Source organism: Stenotrophomonas sp. 28608_Sma, from assembly GCF_056486185.1.
The window spans coordinates 834,451-849,006 of sequence record NZ_CM151308.1 but is presented as its reverse complement, the minus strand read 5'-3'; the positions used below and the strand labels follow the sequence as shown (position 1 = coordinate 849,006).

Sequence of the window (14,556 nt, the reverse complement as noted above, 5' to 3'; positions counted from 1 at the left end):
TGCCTGTCGGGTAACCATGCCGTCAGCCGGTCCGTTACCCCTGGGGTGTAAGGATGAACCTACGTGATCTGAAGTACCTGGTAGCCCTGGCCGACCACAAGCATTTCGGCCGGGCTGCCGCCTCCTGCTTCGTCAGCCAGCCGACGCTGTCCACGCAGATCCGCAAGCTGGAAGAAGAGCTGGGCCTGCCGCTGGTGGAACGTGCACCGCGCAAGGTGATGCTGACCCCGGCCGGCCAGGAAGCAGCAGCACGGGCACGGGTGATCGTGTCCGAAGTGGAACAGCTGAAGGAAGCGGCACGTCGCAGTCGCGATCCGGAAGCCGGTACGGTGCGCCTGGGGATCTTCCCGACCCTGGGCCCGTACCTGCTGCCGCATGTGATTCCGCGCATCCGCGATCGCTTCCCGGAGCTGGAACTGCTGCTGGTCGAGGAAAAGAGCGATGTGCTGCTGGACCGCCTGCGCGAAGGCAAGCTCGACGCTGCACTGCTGGCCCTGCCGGTGATCGACGACCAGCTGCATGCCGAGTTCCTGTTCGAGGAACCCTTCCTGCTGGCCGTATCCGGGCGCCACCCGCTGGCCCGTCGCGAACACCTGGACGTGCAGGAGCTGGCCACGCAGAAGCTGCTGCTGCTGGAAGATGGCCATTGCCTGCGCGACCAGGCACTGGAAGTCTGCCGCCTGTTCGGTGCCAACGAGAAGTCCGAGTTCCGCGCCACCAGCCTGGAAACCCTGCGGCAGATGGTCGCCGCCGACGTCGGCATCACCCTGCTGCCAAGCCTGTCGGTGCAGCCGCCGGTGCCGCGCTCGAACAACATCCGCCTGCTCGACTTCACCGGCGAAGGACGCCCCAGCCGCCGCATCGCGATGATCTGGCGCCGCAGCTCGGCCATGAACGACTTCCTGATGGAGCTGGCCGATCAGTTCAAGCGCCTGCCGCAGGCGCTGTTCACCCTGGAAGCGGTCAACGCCGCCGGCGACACGACCGCCCTGCCCGGCCCCGCGCTGAACGGCTGAACCCCCGCAGCACCGGCCTGGAATCGGCAGGAGTCGATTCCGGTCGCATTTGTCCCCACAATACAGACAGGCGGCGCCAGCAGGTGCCGCCTTTTGCATGGCTTTCAACCAAGGAGCTTCACCATGAGTACCGCCAGCGGCCTGCCGCCGTCGATCACCGTTTCCACCTTCGACATGGACCGCCTGGACGCCATGCTCGAATCCCCTGCGCTGAGCCAGACGCCTGCCGCGCTCGCGCTTGCTGAAGAACTCAACCGTGCCACCGTGCTGGCACCGGACCAGATTCCCGAAGGCATCGTCATGATGCATTCGCGCGTGGAGTGCGAAGATGAAGTGTCGGGCGAGAAGCACGTCCTGACCCTGGTCTTCCCCCGCGAAGCCAACGTCGATGAAGGCAAGGTTTCCGTGCTGGCCCCGGTCGGCAGTGCCCTGCTCGGCCTTTCGATCGGCCAGAGCATCGACTGGAACGCGCCCGGCGGCCGCAAGCTGCGCCTGCGCGTGACCGCGGTCCACAACGACCGCCCCTGATTACCGCTGCGCACCGCGCGCGATTCGATCCCCCTGCACCAGGAGCCGTAATGAGTACCCCGTCCAAACTGTCCCAGCTGCGCGAACTGTCCGTGGTCGTTGCCGATACCGGTGACTACGAGGCGATCAAGCGCCTGCAGCCGGTGGACTGCACCACCAACCCGACCCTGGTGAAGAAGGCGCTGGACCTGCCGGTCTACGCCGAGCTGATCGAACGCGAACTGGCCTGGGGCCGCCAGCAGAGTGGCGACCGCGAAGCCGTGGTGCACGCCGTGGCCGACCGCCTGACCATCGGCGTCGGCGCGCTGCTGAGCACGCTGGTGCCGGGCCGCGTGTCCACCGAAGTGGATGCCGACCAGGCCCACGACACCGCTGCCACCGTAGCCAAGGCCCGCCAGTTCATCCAGATGTACGCCGATGCCGGCGTGCCGCGCGAGAAGATCCTGATCAAGATCGCCGCGACCTGGGAAGGCGTGGAAGCCGCGCGCATCCTGCAGGCCGAAGGCATCGACTGCAACCTGACCCTGATCTTCAACCCGACCCAGGCGCTGGCCTGCAGCGAAGCCGGCGCGTTCCTGATCTCGCCGTTCGTCGGCCGCATCCTGGACTGGTACGTGGCCAACGGCCAGACCCCGGCCAACATCGATGAAGACCCGGGCGTGAAGTTCGTGCGCGGCGTGTATGCCGAATTCAAGCGCCGCGGTTCGCCGACGGTGGTGATGGGCGCCTCGTTCCGTTCGACCGCGCAGATCGAAGCGCTGGCCGGCTGCGACCGCCTGACGATTTCGCCGGACCTGCTGGAGAAGCTGGACGCCGACCACGGCGAGCTGCCGCGCAAGCTGGTGGCCGGTGCGGCGGATGGCGTGGCGGTGACGCCGATCGATGCGGCGAAGTTCGCATCGGATCTGGCGGCCGATCCGATGGCGACCGAGAAGCTGGCGACCGGTATCGATGCGTTTGCCAAGGATCTGCAGGCGCTGCGCGAGCGCATTCGTTCGGAACTGTGAGGATTTCGGCCAACGGCTGAGCCCCTCGTGGCGGATCGATTTGTAGAGTCGAGCTTGCTCGACTGACTGCTAAAGCAAAAGCCGCGCTGGGTCGGGCGGGTTGGGTTCGCGGGAGACGCCGTGAATCCGTCCCTGGAGGCTTGGCCGCGGCATCCATGCCGCGGACACTCCCGCGAACCCAACCCGCCCGCCCTCTGACAGTTTCCGGTGGCCGCGCGCCACGGATGAAAGAAAGAAGAGCAAAGCGGGTCGCGCGCTTCGCTTGCTCGGAGCGGAGCATGGCTCCGCTCTACAGAAAGCACTGCAGGATCAAACAAAAAGGACGCGGCGAACGCCGCGTCCTTTTTGTTTTCCTTCAGTTCGTCAGTAACCCAATGCTCTTGCCCCCCGTCACCGGGAAACTGTCGAAGGCGGGACGGGTGCAGATGGCGGGACCGTCCACGGCATGGATGCCGTGGCCGAGCCCCCATGGACGGGTTTACGGCGTGTCCCGCCATCTGTACCCGTCCCGCCAAACTCACAACAACCCAGAGCCGCTTTGGCTGTTGACGTTGATTTTGACGTTGCCCGCCGCAGGCGGACCACCGCGCGTCAGCGCGGCGCCTCCACATCCAATCCGATCGGGCAGCTCACCCCGGTGCCGCCGATGCCGCAGTAACCGTTCGGGTTCTTCGCCAGGTACTGCTGGTGATAGTCCTCGGCGTAGTAGTACGCCGGTGCCGGGTACACGATCTCGGTGGTGATCGGCCCGTAGCCGGCTGCGGCCAGCTGCGCCTGGTAGGCCTCGCGGCTGGCCAGCGCGGCGGCGTACTGCGCCTCGTCGGTGGCGTGGATCGCCGAACGGTACTGGGTGCCGGTGTCGTTGCCCTGGCGCATGCCCTGGGTCGGGTCGTGGCTTTCCCAGAACAGCTGCAGCAGCCGCTCCAGGCTCACCACCGCCGGGTCGAACACCACCTGCACCACTTCGGTGTGGCCGGTCAGGCCCGAGCACACCTCTTCATAGGTCGGGTTCGGGGTGATGCCGCCGGCGTAGCCCACCGAGGTGCTGTACACGCCCGGTTCGGTCCAGAACTTGCGCTCGGCGCCCCAGAAGCAGCCCAGCGCGAAGCGGATCTGCTGCAGGCCGGCGAAACGGTCCTTCAGCGGATGGCTGTTCACGAAGTGCTGGTTGCTGTGCAGCGGCAGCGGTTGGTCACGCCCCGGCAGTGCTTCTTCCGGGCGCGGCAGGCGCTGCTTGAAGGCGCCGATGCCGAGGATGCCCTGGCCAATTCCCAACATGATGCGCTCCTACGCCGGAAGGCCGGCTATGTCGTCTGCATCGGAAATGGGGGCGTCCGGCGCGTGGCCCAAGTCCAGCGCCGCCACGATGTCCTCGGCCTGCGGCCGTGCCGCACCAGGGATGCCCACCCGCAGCACGCCGAACAGTGGCAGCTCGCCCATGCCGCCCAGCAACGACTCGCCGAACACGAAGGCCGGGATGCCGGCATCCTCCAGCGCGTGCTTGACCAGGTGGGCGTCGAACAGGTTGTCGGCCTTGTACACGATGTGCATGCGGCAGCTCCGTGGGACAGGGTTCCAGCATACGCCCGGGGGCTGAATGGTGGTGGTGACGGCGCATGACCGTTCTGCCGGCCAGCGGCCGGCACTACCCATCCACTTTCCGGTAGCGCCGGCAGCGGGCCGGCGGAATGTGGATCGCCGTGCAGTTGGGTAGTGCCGGCCGCTGGCCGGCATCCCCACACCCTACCGGGCAGCCCTGCCCCGTACGCGTTAGACTGGCGATCTTTCTGCCTTTCTTTTCGCCGACTCATGTCCGAGCACACCCCCGCCAGCCCCGAGACCCCCGCCGACAGCCACGAAAAGCGCGATTTCATCCGCCAGATCGTGCGCGAGGACCTGGCCAGCGGAAAGCACCAGGCGATCAAGACCCGTTTCCCGCCGGAACCGAACGGCTACCTGCACATCGGCCATGCCAAGTCGATCTGCCTGAACTTCGGCATCGCCGGCGAGTTCAGCGGCGTGTGCAACCTGCGCTTCGATGACACCAACCCGGCCAAGGAAGACCCGGAATACGTGGCCGCGATCCAGGACGACGTGCGCTGGCTGGGCTTCAGCTGGAACGAACTGCGCCATGCTTCTGACTACTTCCAGACCTATTACCTGGCCGCCGAAAAGCTGATCGAACAGGGCAAGGCCTATGTCTGCGACCTGTCGGCCGAGGAAGTGCGCGCCTACCGCGGCACCCTGACCGAGCCGGGCCGCCCGTCGCCGTGGCGCGACCGCAGCGTCGAGGAAAACCTCGACCTGTTCCGCCGCATGCGCGCCGGTGAATTCCCGGATGGCGCGCGCACCCTGCGCGCCAAGATCGACATGGCCAGCGGCAACATCAACCTGCGCGATCCGGCGCTGTACCGCATCAAGCACGTCGAGCACCAGAACACCGGCAACGCGTGGCCGATCTACCCGATGTACGACTTCGCGCACGCGCTGGGCGACTCGATCGAGGGCATCACCCACTCGCTGTGCACGCTGGAATTCGAAGACCACCGCCCGCTGTACGACTGGTGCGTGGACAACGTCGATTTCGCCCATGACGACACGCTGACCCAGCCGCTGGTCGACGCCGGCCTGCCGCGCGAAGCCGCCAAGCCGCGCCAGATCGAGTTCTCGCGCCTGAACATCAATTACACGGTGATGAGCAAGCGCAAGCTGATGGCGCTGGTTACCGAGCAGCTGGTGGACGGCTGGGAAGACCCGCGCATGCCGACCCTGCAGGGCCTGCGTCGCCGTGGCTACACCCCGGCCGCGATGCGCCTGTTCGCCGAGCGCGTGGGCATCAGCAAGCAGAATTCGCTGATCGACTTCAGCGTGCTGGAAGGCGCGCTGCGCGAAGACCTGGACAGCGCCGCGCCGCGCCGCATGGCGGTGGTCGACCCGGTCAAGCTGGTGCTGACCAACCTGCCGGAAGGCCACGTAGAGCAGCTCACCTTCAGCAACCACCCGAAGGACGAGAGCTTCGGCAGCCGCGAAGTGCCGTTCGCACGCGAAGTGTGGATCGACCGCGAGGACTTCGCCGAAGTGCCGCCGAAGGGCTGGAAGCGCTTGGTCCCGGGTGGCGAAGTGCGCCTGCGCGGTGCCGGCATCATCCGCTGCGATGAAGTGATCAAGGATGCCGACGGCACCATCACCGAGCTGCGTGGCTGGCTGGATCCGGAATCGCGTCCGGGCATGGAAGGCGCCAACCGCAAGGTCAAGGGCACCATCCACTGGGTCAGCGCCGTACATGGCGTGCCGGCCGAGATCCGCCTGTACGACCGCCTGTTCTCGGTGCCGAACCCCGACGACGAATCGGAAGGCAAGACCTATCGTGATTACCTCAATCCGGAATCGCGCCGCACCGTCACCGGCTATGTCGAGCCGGCCGCGGCCAGCGCTGCCCCGGAGCAGTCGTTCCAGTTCGAACGCACCGGCTACTTCGTGGCCGACCGCCGCGACCACACCGAAGCCAAGCCGGTGTTCAACCGCAGCGTGACCCTGCGCGACACCTGGTCGGCCTGAGGACCTGCGCGGGCGCCAGCACGGCGCCCGCATGACTCCGACGATGATCACCGCCCTTTCCGTCCTGTTCTGGTTCATCTCGCAGCATCCGCTGCTGACGTTCTTTTCGGCGATGGTGCTGGCCGGGCTGGTCTCGTGGTGGCGGCGTTTTCCGGGCTACGCCATCGTGGTGTTCCCGCTGGCGATGCTCAACATCTTCCTCGGCCACTTCCTCAACGCCGCCTTCCTCAACGTGGTGGGCGAGCGTGGTGAAGCGGTGATCGTGAAGTCCGAGCGCACCAGTTCGACGATGAACGAGCAGTACATCTGGCGCTACGAAGGGGTGCTGCGCACCGCCGAGGGCCGCGACGTGGAGGTGGTGTTCCACACCAACACCGCCTCGCTGTGGCCGCTGGAGAACGCGATCCGCATCCCGGCGCCCGACCAGCCGTTCGTGGTCAAGTACACGCCGGGTTTCCCGCGCAACTTCGTCATCCTCACCAACGAATCCCCGCACGGCATCGCCCAGGCCCGTGCCAGCGCGCGCGAGCGGGTGGAAGTGGCGGCACGCAAGCTGCATTTCAGCCCCGGCAACGCCGATTTCCGCGCGGACTATCGCCGCGAGTTGGAAACCTGGCTGCGCGACCACGGCAACGATCCGCAGCAGCAGTCCGACGCGCAGCGATATCGCGCCGAACTTGACGCGCTCGACCGCTAGATCCCCAGGCCTTGCCTGGATGTTCCACCCCATCCACAGGCCTGACATGACCACGACCTCCACCGCCCTCCTCCCGCTGCTGCAGCAGGTCCTGCAGGAGGCCGGCATCGCCAGCCACGTCGACGGCGACGCGCTGCTGCTGGACAGCGGCCTGCACCTGACCCCGCATGCGATGGCCGCGCACGCGCGCGACAACGGCGGCTGGCAGACCTCCACCGTCATCGAGAGCCAGCATCCGGTGCTGTTCGCCGATGGCCTGTTCGAGTACCAGCACGCCAACGGTGCCGATGAGCAGGCATCGCTGCTGTCCGGCTTCCAGGCCTGGGTGCGGGTGGACCTGGCCACGCTGCAGACCGCGATCGGCGCCGAAGACGCGCAGGGCCTGCCGATGATGGGCCTGACCTATCCGGCCGGCGATGACGGCGAGGAACACCAGCGCACCGTAGTGCTGGGGCCGCTGGCGCACTACCGCGCACAGGAGGTGGATGCCTCCACCTGCAGCGAGGACGACCACGGTTCCTGCCCCTGCTGCCTGTTCACCCGCAGCATGGAGGCCTTCGATGAGCTGCTGAAAGCCCGCCAGTTCCTCGCCATCCGCCTGTTCGCCTCGCGCGATGCCGACGGCCTGTGCGAAGCCGACTGCCGGGTCAACGGCCACGACTTCGCCGCCGCCCTGCCCCTGCTGCGCGCCTACGCGGCCAGCTGGCCGCAGGCCGGGCTGGAGTTCCGCAAGCAGTACGTAGTGATCCGCACCGGCTCGCCGGGCTGACCCACCGCCACACCCGATACAGGCCGGTGCGGCTACACTGCGCGCCGGTTTCCCAAGCAACCGCACCTTCTTCCATCCCATTACGAGGCACCCCCGCGATGCTGTACGCGCAAGTCCACCTGACCCTTCCCGCCTGGATCCACGACCAGATCGACCTGGATCGTCGATATCCGGGCGATGAGGCCAAGGTCGCGCTGGCGATCGAGCTGTCGCGGCTGAACGTCGAGCACGCCAGTGGCGGCCCGTTCGGTGCAGTGGTGTTCGGCCCGGATGACAAGGTCATCGCCGCCGGCGTGAACCGGGTGATGCCGCACGCGACCTCGCTGGCGCACGCCGAGAACATGGCCTACATGCTGGCCCAGCAGCGCCTGCAGACCCCGCGCCTGAACGCAGTGCTGTCGCCGGTCACCCTGGCCACCAGTTCGCAGCCGTGCTGCCAGTGCTACGGCGCCACCGTGTGGGCCGGCATCGACCGCCTGCTGATCGGTGCCAACTCGGCCGACGTCGAAGAGCTGACCCCGTTCGATGAAGGCCCGCTGCCGGCCGACTGGGTGGGTGAACTCAACAAGCGCGGCATCGAAGTGGTGCAGGGCCTGAACCGCGACGCCGCGCGCAGCGTGCTGCGTGCCTATGGGGAAAGCGATGGCGCCCGTTACTGAGGCCGGCATCGGCCTGCTGTGCCTGTGCCGGCAGGGCTTCGAGCCCGAGCTGGCCGGCGAACTGCAGTTCCGCGCCGGTGAAGCCGGTTTCGCCGGTTATGCGCGCACCCAGCGCAATGATGGCTACGTGCTGTTCATGTGCGACGAAGCCGCCGCCCTGGCACCGCGCCTGCGCTGGCGCGAGCTGATCTTCGCGCGGCAGAAGCTGGTGGTGCTGGCCGAGCTGCCGCAGCTGGACCCAGCCGACCGCATCACCCCGATGCTGGAGGTGCTGGCCGATGCGCCGCGCTTCGGCGACCTGTGGGTGGAACATCCCGATTCGGACGCCGGCAAGCCGCTGTCCGGGCTGGCCCGTGCCTTCGGCAATGCGCTGCGCCCGGCGCTGCGCAAGGCCGGCAAGCTCACCGACAAGCCGAACGACCGTCTGCCGCGCCTGCACGTGGTGTTCGTCGACGGCACCCACGCCTTCGTCTGCGTAGCCGACCCGGCCGACAGCGCACCGTGGGCACTGGGCATTCCGCGCCTGAAGCTGCTGCCCGAAGCGCCGTCGCGTTCGGCACTGAAGCTGGACGAAGCCCTGCTGACCCTGCTGGCGCCGGAAGAACGCGAAGCGCTGGCCAGGCCCGGCATGCGCGCGGCTGACCTGGGTGCCGCACCCGGCGGCTGGACCTGGGTGCTGACCCGCCAGCACATGCACGTGCTGAGCATCGACAACGGCCCACTGCGCCAGCACGTGCTGGACACCGGCCTGGTCGAGCACCTGCGTGCCGATGGCTTCCACTGGCTCCCGGAACAGCCGCTGGACTGGATGGTCTGCGACATGGTCGAGCAGCCGCGGCGCGTGGCCGAACGCATGGCCACCTGGTTCCGCGAAGGCTGGTGCAGGCACGCGATCTTCAACCTGAAACTGCCGATGAAGAAGCGCTGGGACGAAACCCGCTTGTGCCTGGACCTGTTCCAGGAGCAGGCCTGCAAGCCGCTGGTGGTCCGCGCCAAGCAGCTCTATCACGATCGTGAAGAGATCACCGTGCTGGCGTCGCCGCTGCGCTGAGGCCGTCGTGCCCGCCGGGCGTGGCCCGGCGCTACCGAGGAATGGGACCATGCGATACCGCTCGATTCCGATACTGATCGCCCTGCTGGCAACTGCAACGGCCCTTGCACAGCAGCTGCCGTCCATGCCGGCGCAGGTCCAGCCGCTGGGCCCGACCGGCGGCGCCATCCGCCAGCAGCCACTGGGCGCCGGCCAGGTCACCGGCAGCGTCGAGATTGCACGGCCGGCCGGCGAGGCACAGGTGACCGTGCGTTCGCTGGAACCGAGCAGCGTGGTCGGCCAGTACCGCATCCACTTCGCCGCGCTGGATGTGAACGGTGATGGCTTCATCAGCCGCGAGGAAGCGCAGGCCAATCCGGCGCTGGCCGATGAGTTCAATGCGTTGGACGTGAAGCGTCGCGGCAAGCTGGATCGTGCCGACCTGGCTGGTTGGCTGGTTGATTGATCCACCGGCGCGATCTTCATCCACGCATGGCGTGGATCTACTGGATCAACGGCGGTAGCGGAGCCCGCTTCTGGTAGGTGCCAACCTTGGTTGGCACATCCATCAGGCATCCTGGGCCCAGATGAGGCGAGGGTATTTCCAGCCTTGTGCCAACCAAGGTTGGCACCTACCAGAGCGGCGTTGGCACCTGCCAGAGCGACCTGTATTCCGGTCAGACCCCGGCGGCGCGCTTCCAGAACGCCTGCACCAGCGGCGGCCATTTGCCGACGCAGCCCAGCGCGCGTCCACGGGCCAGGGTCAGGTGCATTTCGTCGTTGGAGAACAGGCGGTTGATCGCATCGAAACTGTAGGCGGCGATGTGGTTGTCGCTGCGCCGTTCGCGTGCCCAGCGCTGCAGGCGCTGCGGCGACAGCCGCGGCTGGCCGCGGCGTTCGGCCGACGGCGCCAGCCACTGCTGCAGGGCGGCGACATCGCGCAGGCCCAGGTTCACGCCCTGCCCGGCCAGCGGATGCACCACATGCGCAGCATCACCCAGCGCCAGCACGCGGCCAGCCACGTAGTGACGGGCCAGCTGGCGACGCAGCGGGAAGGCCGCACGCGGTGACGCCAATCGCAGTTCGCCCAGGCGCGCAGCGAAGGCACGGGTCAGTTCGCGGTTGAAGGCGTCCTCGTCCAGGGCCAGCACGCGAGCCGCTTCATCCTCGGGCAGGGTCCAGACGATCGAACTGCGACGCTCGGCCACCGGCAGCAGCGCCAGCGGCCCGGTCGGCAGGAAGCGCTGCCAGGCCGTGGCCTGGTTGGGAAGATCGCTGTCCACATAGGCCACCACGCCACGCTGGTGGTAGTCATGCTTTTCAACCTCGATCCCGGCCAGCTGGCGCAGGGTTGACTCGGCACCGTCGGCGGCCACCGCCAGTGCCGCTTCCAGGCGGCGCCCGTCATCCAGCCGCAGGCGCACGCCGTCTTCATCCTGTTCCAGCGCTTCCACCCGTGCTGGGCAGTGCAGCTGCACGCCCGCCGCCGGCAGCGCCGCCCACAGACGATCCTGCAGCAGGCCGTTCTCGACGATGTAGCCCAGCTCACGACGGCCGAAGCGATCGGCGTCGAACAGCAGATCCTCGCCACCGGCCGCATCCCACACCTGCATGCGCCGGTAAGGCCAGGCGCGGGCCTGCGCGATCGCCGGCCACACACCCAGGCGGTTCAACAGCTGCACGTTGTCAGCGGCGAAGGCGAACACGCGCAGGTCCGGCTGTGCGGCCTGCCACGGTGCCGGTTCGCGGCCTTCCACCAGCGCAACCGACAGGCCGGCATCGGCCAGCGCCAGCGCACACGCGGCACCGACCACGCCACCACCAACGATGGCCACATCAAGACGCGTGCGCCGGCTCATGCGGCTTCTCCGCGGCACAGGCGCGGCACGTCACCACGGAAGCCCATCGCACCACCGACCAGCATCGACTGCACCGACTCGCGCTGTGCGGCCACCAGGCCGAGGCTGCGCAGCGGCCGCATCAGCGGTGCCGGGTTGCTGGTCAATCGTGCCAGCCCACCGGAGAACGCCACCGTCTGCCGGCGATCTTCCTCGCGCCGCGCGACGTAGGCCTTCAGCAGCGCATCGCTGCCGGCATCCTCATGCGCATCCTCCAGCAGTTCGGCCAGGGTCAGCGCATCGCGAAGGCCCAGGTTGAAGCCCTGTGCGCCCAGCGGATGGATGGTCTGCGCGGCATTGCCGAGCAGCACCGTGCGCTCACCGGCCAGCGCGCGCGCCAGCACCTGGATGAGCGGGTAGGCGCTGCGCGGGCCGGACTCGAGCAGGCGGCCGGCACGCCAGCCGATCGCGCTCTGCAGGCGTTGCAGCCAGGCCGCATCGTCCAACGCCATCACCGCATCGGCCTGGTCGCGCGCTACCCCGTGCACGGTGCCGAAGTGACGATCGCCACGCGGCAGCAGGGCGGTTGGGCCGGTATCGGTGAAGCGTTCCCAGGCGGTGCCATCCGGCGCGCGCTGGCTGCGCACGCGGGCCACGAACAGGGTCTGCTGGAAATCATGGCGGTCGACTTCGATGCCCAGCGCGCCACGCACGCCGCTGGTGGTGCCATCGGCCCCCACCACCAACCGTGCCAGCAGCACGCGTTCGCCAGCCTCGTCAGCCACCCGTACCTGGCGGTAACCATCGACCACCTCACCCAGCCCCAGGAACCGCATCGGCCGGTAACGGCGCAGGCGCGGCAGTTCCTGCAGGCGCGCTTCCAGCGCCTGGCCGAAATCGCGCGCGACCACCACCTGGCCGAACCACGGCCGGTCGTAATCGGCCGCTTCGAGCTGCACACGGCCGAAATCGCCGGCACGACTGACATGGATGCGCCGGATCGGGCCCGGTGCCATCGCCAGCTTCTGCATCACCCCCAGCGCGGTCAGCGCATTGACGGTGGCAGCGGCGAAACTGAGATTGCGCTGGTCGAACACCGCAGGCAGCTCGCCGGCCGGGCTGGCCTCAAGCAGGCCCACGTCGCGGCCCAGCCGGTCCAGGGCGATGGCCAGGCTGGCACCGACCAGGCCACCACCGACAATCAGCACGTCATGTCGTTCACTCATGTGTTCATGATACGCGCTCGCCCCGACTGTACGCCGAACGGGCGGCACCTGCGCCAACCTGCGCGGCGGGCTAGAATGAAACCTGAATCCGCTCCGGGCCCCACCATGTCCGATACCGCCAACCGCGCCTTCGTCCTGTCCGTACTCGTACTGCTGCTGGCGGCGACCCGGGTCAATCACTTCGCGGCCATTCCGGATGCCTCCTGGGCCGTGTTCTTCATCGGTGGCTTCTACCTGGCGCGCTGGACGCGCTGGGCGTTCCCGCTGCTGATGGTGTTCGCGGTGCTGGTGGACTGGATCGTGATCCGCAGCAGCGGTCTGGATTTCTGGCAGCACTACTGCGTGTCGCCGGGCTACTGGCTGCTGCTGCCGGCCTACTTCTCTTTGTGGGCCGGCGGCATGCTGCTGGGCCGCAACTACCAGAGCGCGCGCTGGCCGGTACTGGCCAAGGGCGCACTGCTGCTGGTCGCTTCGGTGGCGGTCTGCCACCTGCTGGCACAGGGCGGTTTCTACTGGAGCAGCCGCAACGTGGCCGAGCCGACCCTGGCCGGCTGGGCACAGAACTACGCGCAGTGGTTCGGGCCCTACCTTCGCACCACGGCGATCTATGTGGCGCTGGCCGCCGCCCTGCAGCTGGCCGTGGAGCAGGTGCTGAAGCTCCAGCAGGCCCGCCGCGACATCCGCCACTGAGCCGCGCCATGGGTCATCGCCTCTCGCGCATCTACACCCGCACCGGCGACGACGGCAGTACCGGCCTTGGCGACGGCCAGCGCGTAGCCAAGGATGACGCCCGCGTGGCGTCCTACGGCACCGTCGACGAGGCCAATGCCGCGCTCGGCCTGCTGTTGGCCGCGCCCCTGCCCGAGGATGTGCGCGCGCTGGTGGTGCATCTGCAGCACCAGTTGTTCGACCTGGGCGCCGAGCTGTGCATTCCCGGCCATGCCGCGATCCACGCCGCCGACGTCTCGGCCCTGGAACAGCAGCTGGACCATTACAACGCCGACCTGCCGATGCTGAAGGAATTCATCCTGCCGGCCGGCGGCGAAGCCGCCGCGCGCTGCCATCTGGCCCGCACCATTGTCCGCCGCGCCGAGCGCGAAACGGTCACCCTGGCCCGCCACGAGGCTGTGCGCAGCGAGGCGCTGCAGTACCTCAACCGGCTGTCGGACCTGCTGTTCGTGCTGGCCCGGGTGCTGGCCCGAGCCGATGGCCACGGCGAAGCGCTGTGGCAGCCACAGCAGCGCCAGCGCTGAGTCGGCACGATGCTGGTCTATACCCACCCGTCCTGCCTGCTGCATGACCCCGGCCCCGGCCATCCGGAGTGCCCGCAGCGCCTGCAGTACGTACTCGACGCACTGCACGCCGCCTTCCCTGATCAGCTGGACTGGCGCGAGGCGCCGCCGGCCAAGTTCGGCGAACTGACCCGGGTCCACGACAGCGCCCTGCTCGACTTCGTGCTGCAGCCGCAGACCGCGCCGCTGCGCCAGCTGGACATGGACACCTGGACCTCGCCAGGTTCGGCCAGCGCCGCCGTGCACGCCGCCGGTGCCGGTGTGGCCGCGGTCGATGCGGTAATGCTGGGCGAGGACCCGCTGGCCTTCTGCGCGGTACGCCCGCCGGGCCACCACGCCACCAGCAGCACGGCGATGGGCTTCTGCCTGCTGAACAACATCGCCATCGCTGCCGCCTATGCCCGTGACCGCCATGGCCTGGAGCGGATCGCGGTGGTCGATTTCGACGTCCACCACGGCAATGGCACCCAGGACATCTTCCAGCACGATGCCCGGGTCTCCTACTACAGCACCCACCAGGCCGGGCTGTTCCCCAATTCCGGCCTGCGCCGCGACCGCGGTGCCGGCAACCTGATGAACATCCTGTTGCCACCGGGCAGCGGCGGCTTCCGCTTCCGCAACGTCTGGGCCGACGAGATGCTGCCAGCCATCGACGACTTCCGTCCGCAGCTGCTGCTGATCTCCGCCGGCTTCGACGCCCACCTGCGCGACCCGCAGGCCGATCTGATGCTGGAGACCGACGATTTCGCCTGGATCACCCGTGAACTGCATGCGCTGGCACGCCGTCACGCCGCCGGCCGGGTGGTCTCGATGCTGGAGGGCGGCTACGACCTGCAGGCCCTGGCCGAGTGCAGCATGGCCCATGTCCAGGCCCTGATCACCCCCTCTGCGGGTGCCTCCGCCGGATGAACCCGAACCGGCAGGCTCCGGCGCCCT

General features: G+C 68.1%; 16 protein-coding genes. 12 read left to right on the top strand and 4 right to left on the bottom strand.

Annotated features, from left to right (window positions below; translation table 11 throughout):
• The first annotated feature begins 53 nt into the window (after positions 1 to 53).
• From ACZLHH_RS03775 to ACZLHH_RS03765, 3 genes are all read left to right on the top strand, one after another.
• On the top strand, positions 54 to 1,016 hold the full coding sequence (locus tag ACZLHH_RS03775; RefSeq protein ID WP_032129919.1) for a LysR substrate-binding domain-containing protein: 963 nt from the start codon (positions 54 to 56) through the stop codon (positions 1,014 to 1,016).
• A 123-nt stretch (positions 1,017 to 1,139) separates the two neighbouring features.
• A complete protein-coding gene (gene rnk, locus ACZLHH_RS03770) occupies positions 1,140 to 1,544 on the top strand; it encodes a nucleoside diphosphate kinase regulator (protein ID WP_005408156.1) in 405 nt (134 codons plus the stop codon).
• Positions 1,545 to 1,594: 50 nt separating this feature from the next.
• On the top strand, positions 1,595 to 2,551 hold the full coding sequence (locus ACZLHH_RS03765) for a transaldolase (RefSeq protein ID WP_049463648.1): 957 nt from the start codon (positions 1,595 to 1,597) through the stop codon (positions 2,549 to 2,551).
• A gap of 591 nt (positions 2,552 to 3,142) precedes the next feature.
• Here the strand turns inward: ACZLHH_RS03765 and msrA are convergent.
• Complete coding sequence (gene msrA, locus ACZLHH_RS03760; protein WP_049460935.1) at positions 3,143 to 3,808, bottom strand: peptide-methionine (S)-S-oxide reductase MsrA; 666 nt, start codon at positions 3,806 to 3,808, stop codon at positions 3,143 to 3,145.
• Between the two features lie 30 nt (positions 3,809 to 3,838).
• A complete protein-coding gene (locus tag ACZLHH_RS03755; RefSeq protein WP_049460931.1) occupies positions 3,839 to 4,102 on the bottom strand; it encodes a putative signal transducing protein in 264 nt (87 codons plus the stop codon).
• A gap of 258 nt (positions 4,103 to 4,360) precedes the next feature.
• Between ACZLHH_RS03755 and ACZLHH_RS03750 the strand changes: the two genes are divergently transcribed.
• From ACZLHH_RS03750 to ACZLHH_RS03725, 6 genes are all read left to right on the top strand, one after another.
• Positions 4,361 to 6,109, top strand: coding sequence for a glutamine--tRNA ligase/YqeY domain fusion protein (locus ACZLHH_RS03750; RefSeq protein WP_049460929.1), 1,749 nt, complete (start codon positions 4,361 to 4,363; stop codon positions 6,107 to 6,109).
• A 43-nt stretch (positions 6,110 to 6,152) separates the two neighbouring features.
• Positions 6,153 to 6,806: a membrane protein gene (locus ACZLHH_RS03745; protein ID WP_049460927.1), complete on the top strand. Its 654-nt coding sequence runs from the start codon at positions 6,153 to 6,155 to the stop codon at positions 6,804 to 6,806.
• Between the two features lie 46 nt (positions 6,807 to 6,852).
• Positions 6,853 to 7,575 (top strand): DUF6348 family protein, encoded by a 723-nt coding sequence (locus ACZLHH_RS03740; protein WP_049460925.1) that lies wholly within the window; start codon positions 6,853 to 6,855, stop codon positions 7,573 to 7,575.
• A gap of 98 nt (positions 7,576 to 7,673) precedes the next feature.
• Complete coding sequence (locus ACZLHH_RS03735; protein WP_004154307.1) at positions 7,674 to 8,234, top strand: nucleoside deaminase; 561 nt, start codon at positions 7,674 to 7,676, stop codon at positions 8,232 to 8,234.
• Positions 8,218 to 9,285: a 23S rRNA (cytidine(2498)-2'-O)-methyltransferase RlmM gene (gene rlmM, locus ACZLHH_RS03730; protein WP_049460923.1), complete on the top strand. Its 1,068-nt coding sequence runs from the start codon at positions 8,218 to 8,220 to the stop codon at positions 9,283 to 9,285. Before ACZLHH_RS03735 ends, rlmM begins: the two co-directional genes overlap by 17 nt.
• Before the next feature lie 49 nt (positions 9,286 to 9,334).
• A complete protein-coding gene (locus ACZLHH_RS03725; RefSeq protein WP_049460920.1) occupies positions 9,335 to 9,730 on the top strand; it encodes an EF-hand domain-containing protein in 396 nt (131 codons plus the stop codon).
• Between the two features lie 211 nt (positions 9,731 to 9,941).
• Here ACZLHH_RS03725 and ACZLHH_RS03720 read toward each other — a convergent pair whose 3' ends face one another.
• Both ACZLHH_RS03720 and ubiH read right to left on the bottom strand, forming a co-directional pair.
• Positions 9,942 to 11,123, bottom strand: a complete 1,182-nt coding sequence (locus tag ACZLHH_RS03720; RefSeq protein WP_049398145.1) for a UbiH/UbiF family hydroxylase — start codon at positions 11,121 to 11,123, stop codon at positions 9,942 to 9,944.
• Positions 11,120 to 12,328 carry a 2-octaprenyl-6-methoxyphenyl hydroxylase gene (ubiH, locus tag ACZLHH_RS03715; RefSeq protein WP_049460918.1) on the bottom strand — a complete coding sequence of 403 codons (1,209 nt, stop codon included), beginning with the start codon at positions 12,326 to 12,328 and terminating at the stop codon, positions 11,120 to 11,122. Before ubiH ends, ACZLHH_RS03720 begins: the two co-directional genes overlap by 4 nt.
• A gap of 105 nt (positions 12,329 to 12,433) precedes the next feature.
• Between ubiH and ACZLHH_RS03710 the strand changes: the two genes are divergently transcribed.
• The 3 genes from ACZLHH_RS03710 to ACZLHH_RS03700 are packed head-to-tail and all read left to right on the top strand — an operon-like array spanning position 12,434 to position 14,529.
• The gene (locus tag ACZLHH_RS03710) at positions 12,434 to 13,018 is read left to right on the top strand and encodes a hypothetical protein (protein ID WP_019338105.1); all 585 of its coding nucleotides are present in this window, start codon (positions 12,434 to 12,436) and stop codon (positions 13,016 to 13,018) included.
• An 8-nt stretch (positions 13,019 to 13,026) separates the two neighbouring features.
• Entirely contained in the window at positions 13,027 to 13,581 is a 555-nt protein-coding gene (locus tag ACZLHH_RS03705; RefSeq protein ID WP_049460916.1) for a cob(I)yrinic acid a,c-diamide adenosyltransferase, read from the top strand.
• Between the two features lie 9 nt (positions 13,582 to 13,590).
• Positions 13,591 to 14,529, top strand: coding sequence for a histone deacetylase family protein (locus ACZLHH_RS03700; protein ID WP_049460914.1), 939 nt, complete (start codon positions 13,591 to 13,593; stop codon positions 14,527 to 14,529).
• Positions 14,530 to 14,556 lie beyond the last annotated feature (27 nt).

What these genes read in the sequence shown, in the direction of transcription:
- ACZLHH_RS03750 (WP_049460929.1), top strand. Translation starts at nt 4,361, where the DNA reads ATGTCCGAGCACACCCCCGCCAGCCCCGAGACCCCCGCCGACAGCCAC.
- ACZLHH_RS03725 (WP_049460920.1), top strand. Translation starts at nt 9,335, where the DNA reads ATGCGATACCGCTCGATTCCGATACTGATCGCCCTGCTGGCAACTGCA.
- ACZLHH_RS03765 (WP_049463648.1), top strand. Translation starts at nt 1,595, where the DNA reads ATGAGTACCCCGTCCAAACTGTCCCAGCTGCGCGAACTGTCCGTGGTC.
- ACZLHH_RS03700 (WP_049460914.1), top strand. Translation starts at nt 13,591, where the DNA reads ATGCTGGTCTATACCCACCCGTCCTGCCTGCTGCATGACCCCGGCCCC.
- rlmM (WP_049460923.1), top strand. Translation starts at nt 8,218, where the DNA reads ATGGCGCCCGTTACTGAGGCCGGCATCGGCCTGCTGTGCCTGTGCCGG.
- ACZLHH_RS03775 (WP_032129919.1), top strand. Translation starts at nt 54, where the DNA reads ATGAACCTACGTGATCTGAAGTACCTGGTAGCCCTGGCCGACCACAAG.
- ACZLHH_RS03745 (WP_049460927.1), top strand. Translation starts at nt 6,153, where the DNA reads ATGATCACCGCCCTTTCCGTCCTGTTCTGGTTCATCTCGCAGCATCCG.
- rnk (WP_005408156.1), top strand. Translation starts at nt 1,140, where the DNA reads ATGAGTACCGCCAGCGGCCTGCCGCCGTCGATCACCGTTTCCACCTTC.
- ACZLHH_RS03735 (WP_004154307.1), top strand. Translation starts at nt 7,674, where the DNA reads ATGCTGTACGCGCAAGTCCACCTGACCCTTCCCGCCTGGATCCACGAC.
- ACZLHH_RS03710 (WP_019338105.1), top strand. Translation starts at nt 12,434, where the DNA reads ATGTCCGATACCGCCAACCGCGCCTTCGTCCTGTCCGTACTCGTACTG.
- ACZLHH_RS03755 (WP_049460931.1), bottom strand. Translation starts at nt 4,102, where the DNA reads ATGCACATCGTGTACAAGGCCGACAACCTGTTCGACGCCCACCTGGTC.
- ACZLHH_RS03705 (WP_049460916.1), top strand. Translation starts at nt 13,027, where the DNA reads ATGGGTCATCGCCTCTCGCGCATCTACACCCGCACCGGCGACGACGGC.
- ACZLHH_RS03740 (WP_049460925.1), top strand. Translation starts at nt 6,853, where the DNA reads ATGACCACGACCTCCACCGCCCTCCTCCCGCTGCTGCAGCAGGTCCTG.
- ACZLHH_RS03720 (WP_049398145.1), bottom strand. Translation starts at nt 11,123, where the DNA reads ATGAGCCGGCGCACGCGTCTTGATGTGGCCATCGTTGGTGGTGGCGTG.
- ubiH (WP_049460918.1), bottom strand. Translation starts at nt 12,328, where the DNA reads ATGAGTGAACGACATGACGTGCTGATTGTCGGTGGTGGCCTGGTCGGT.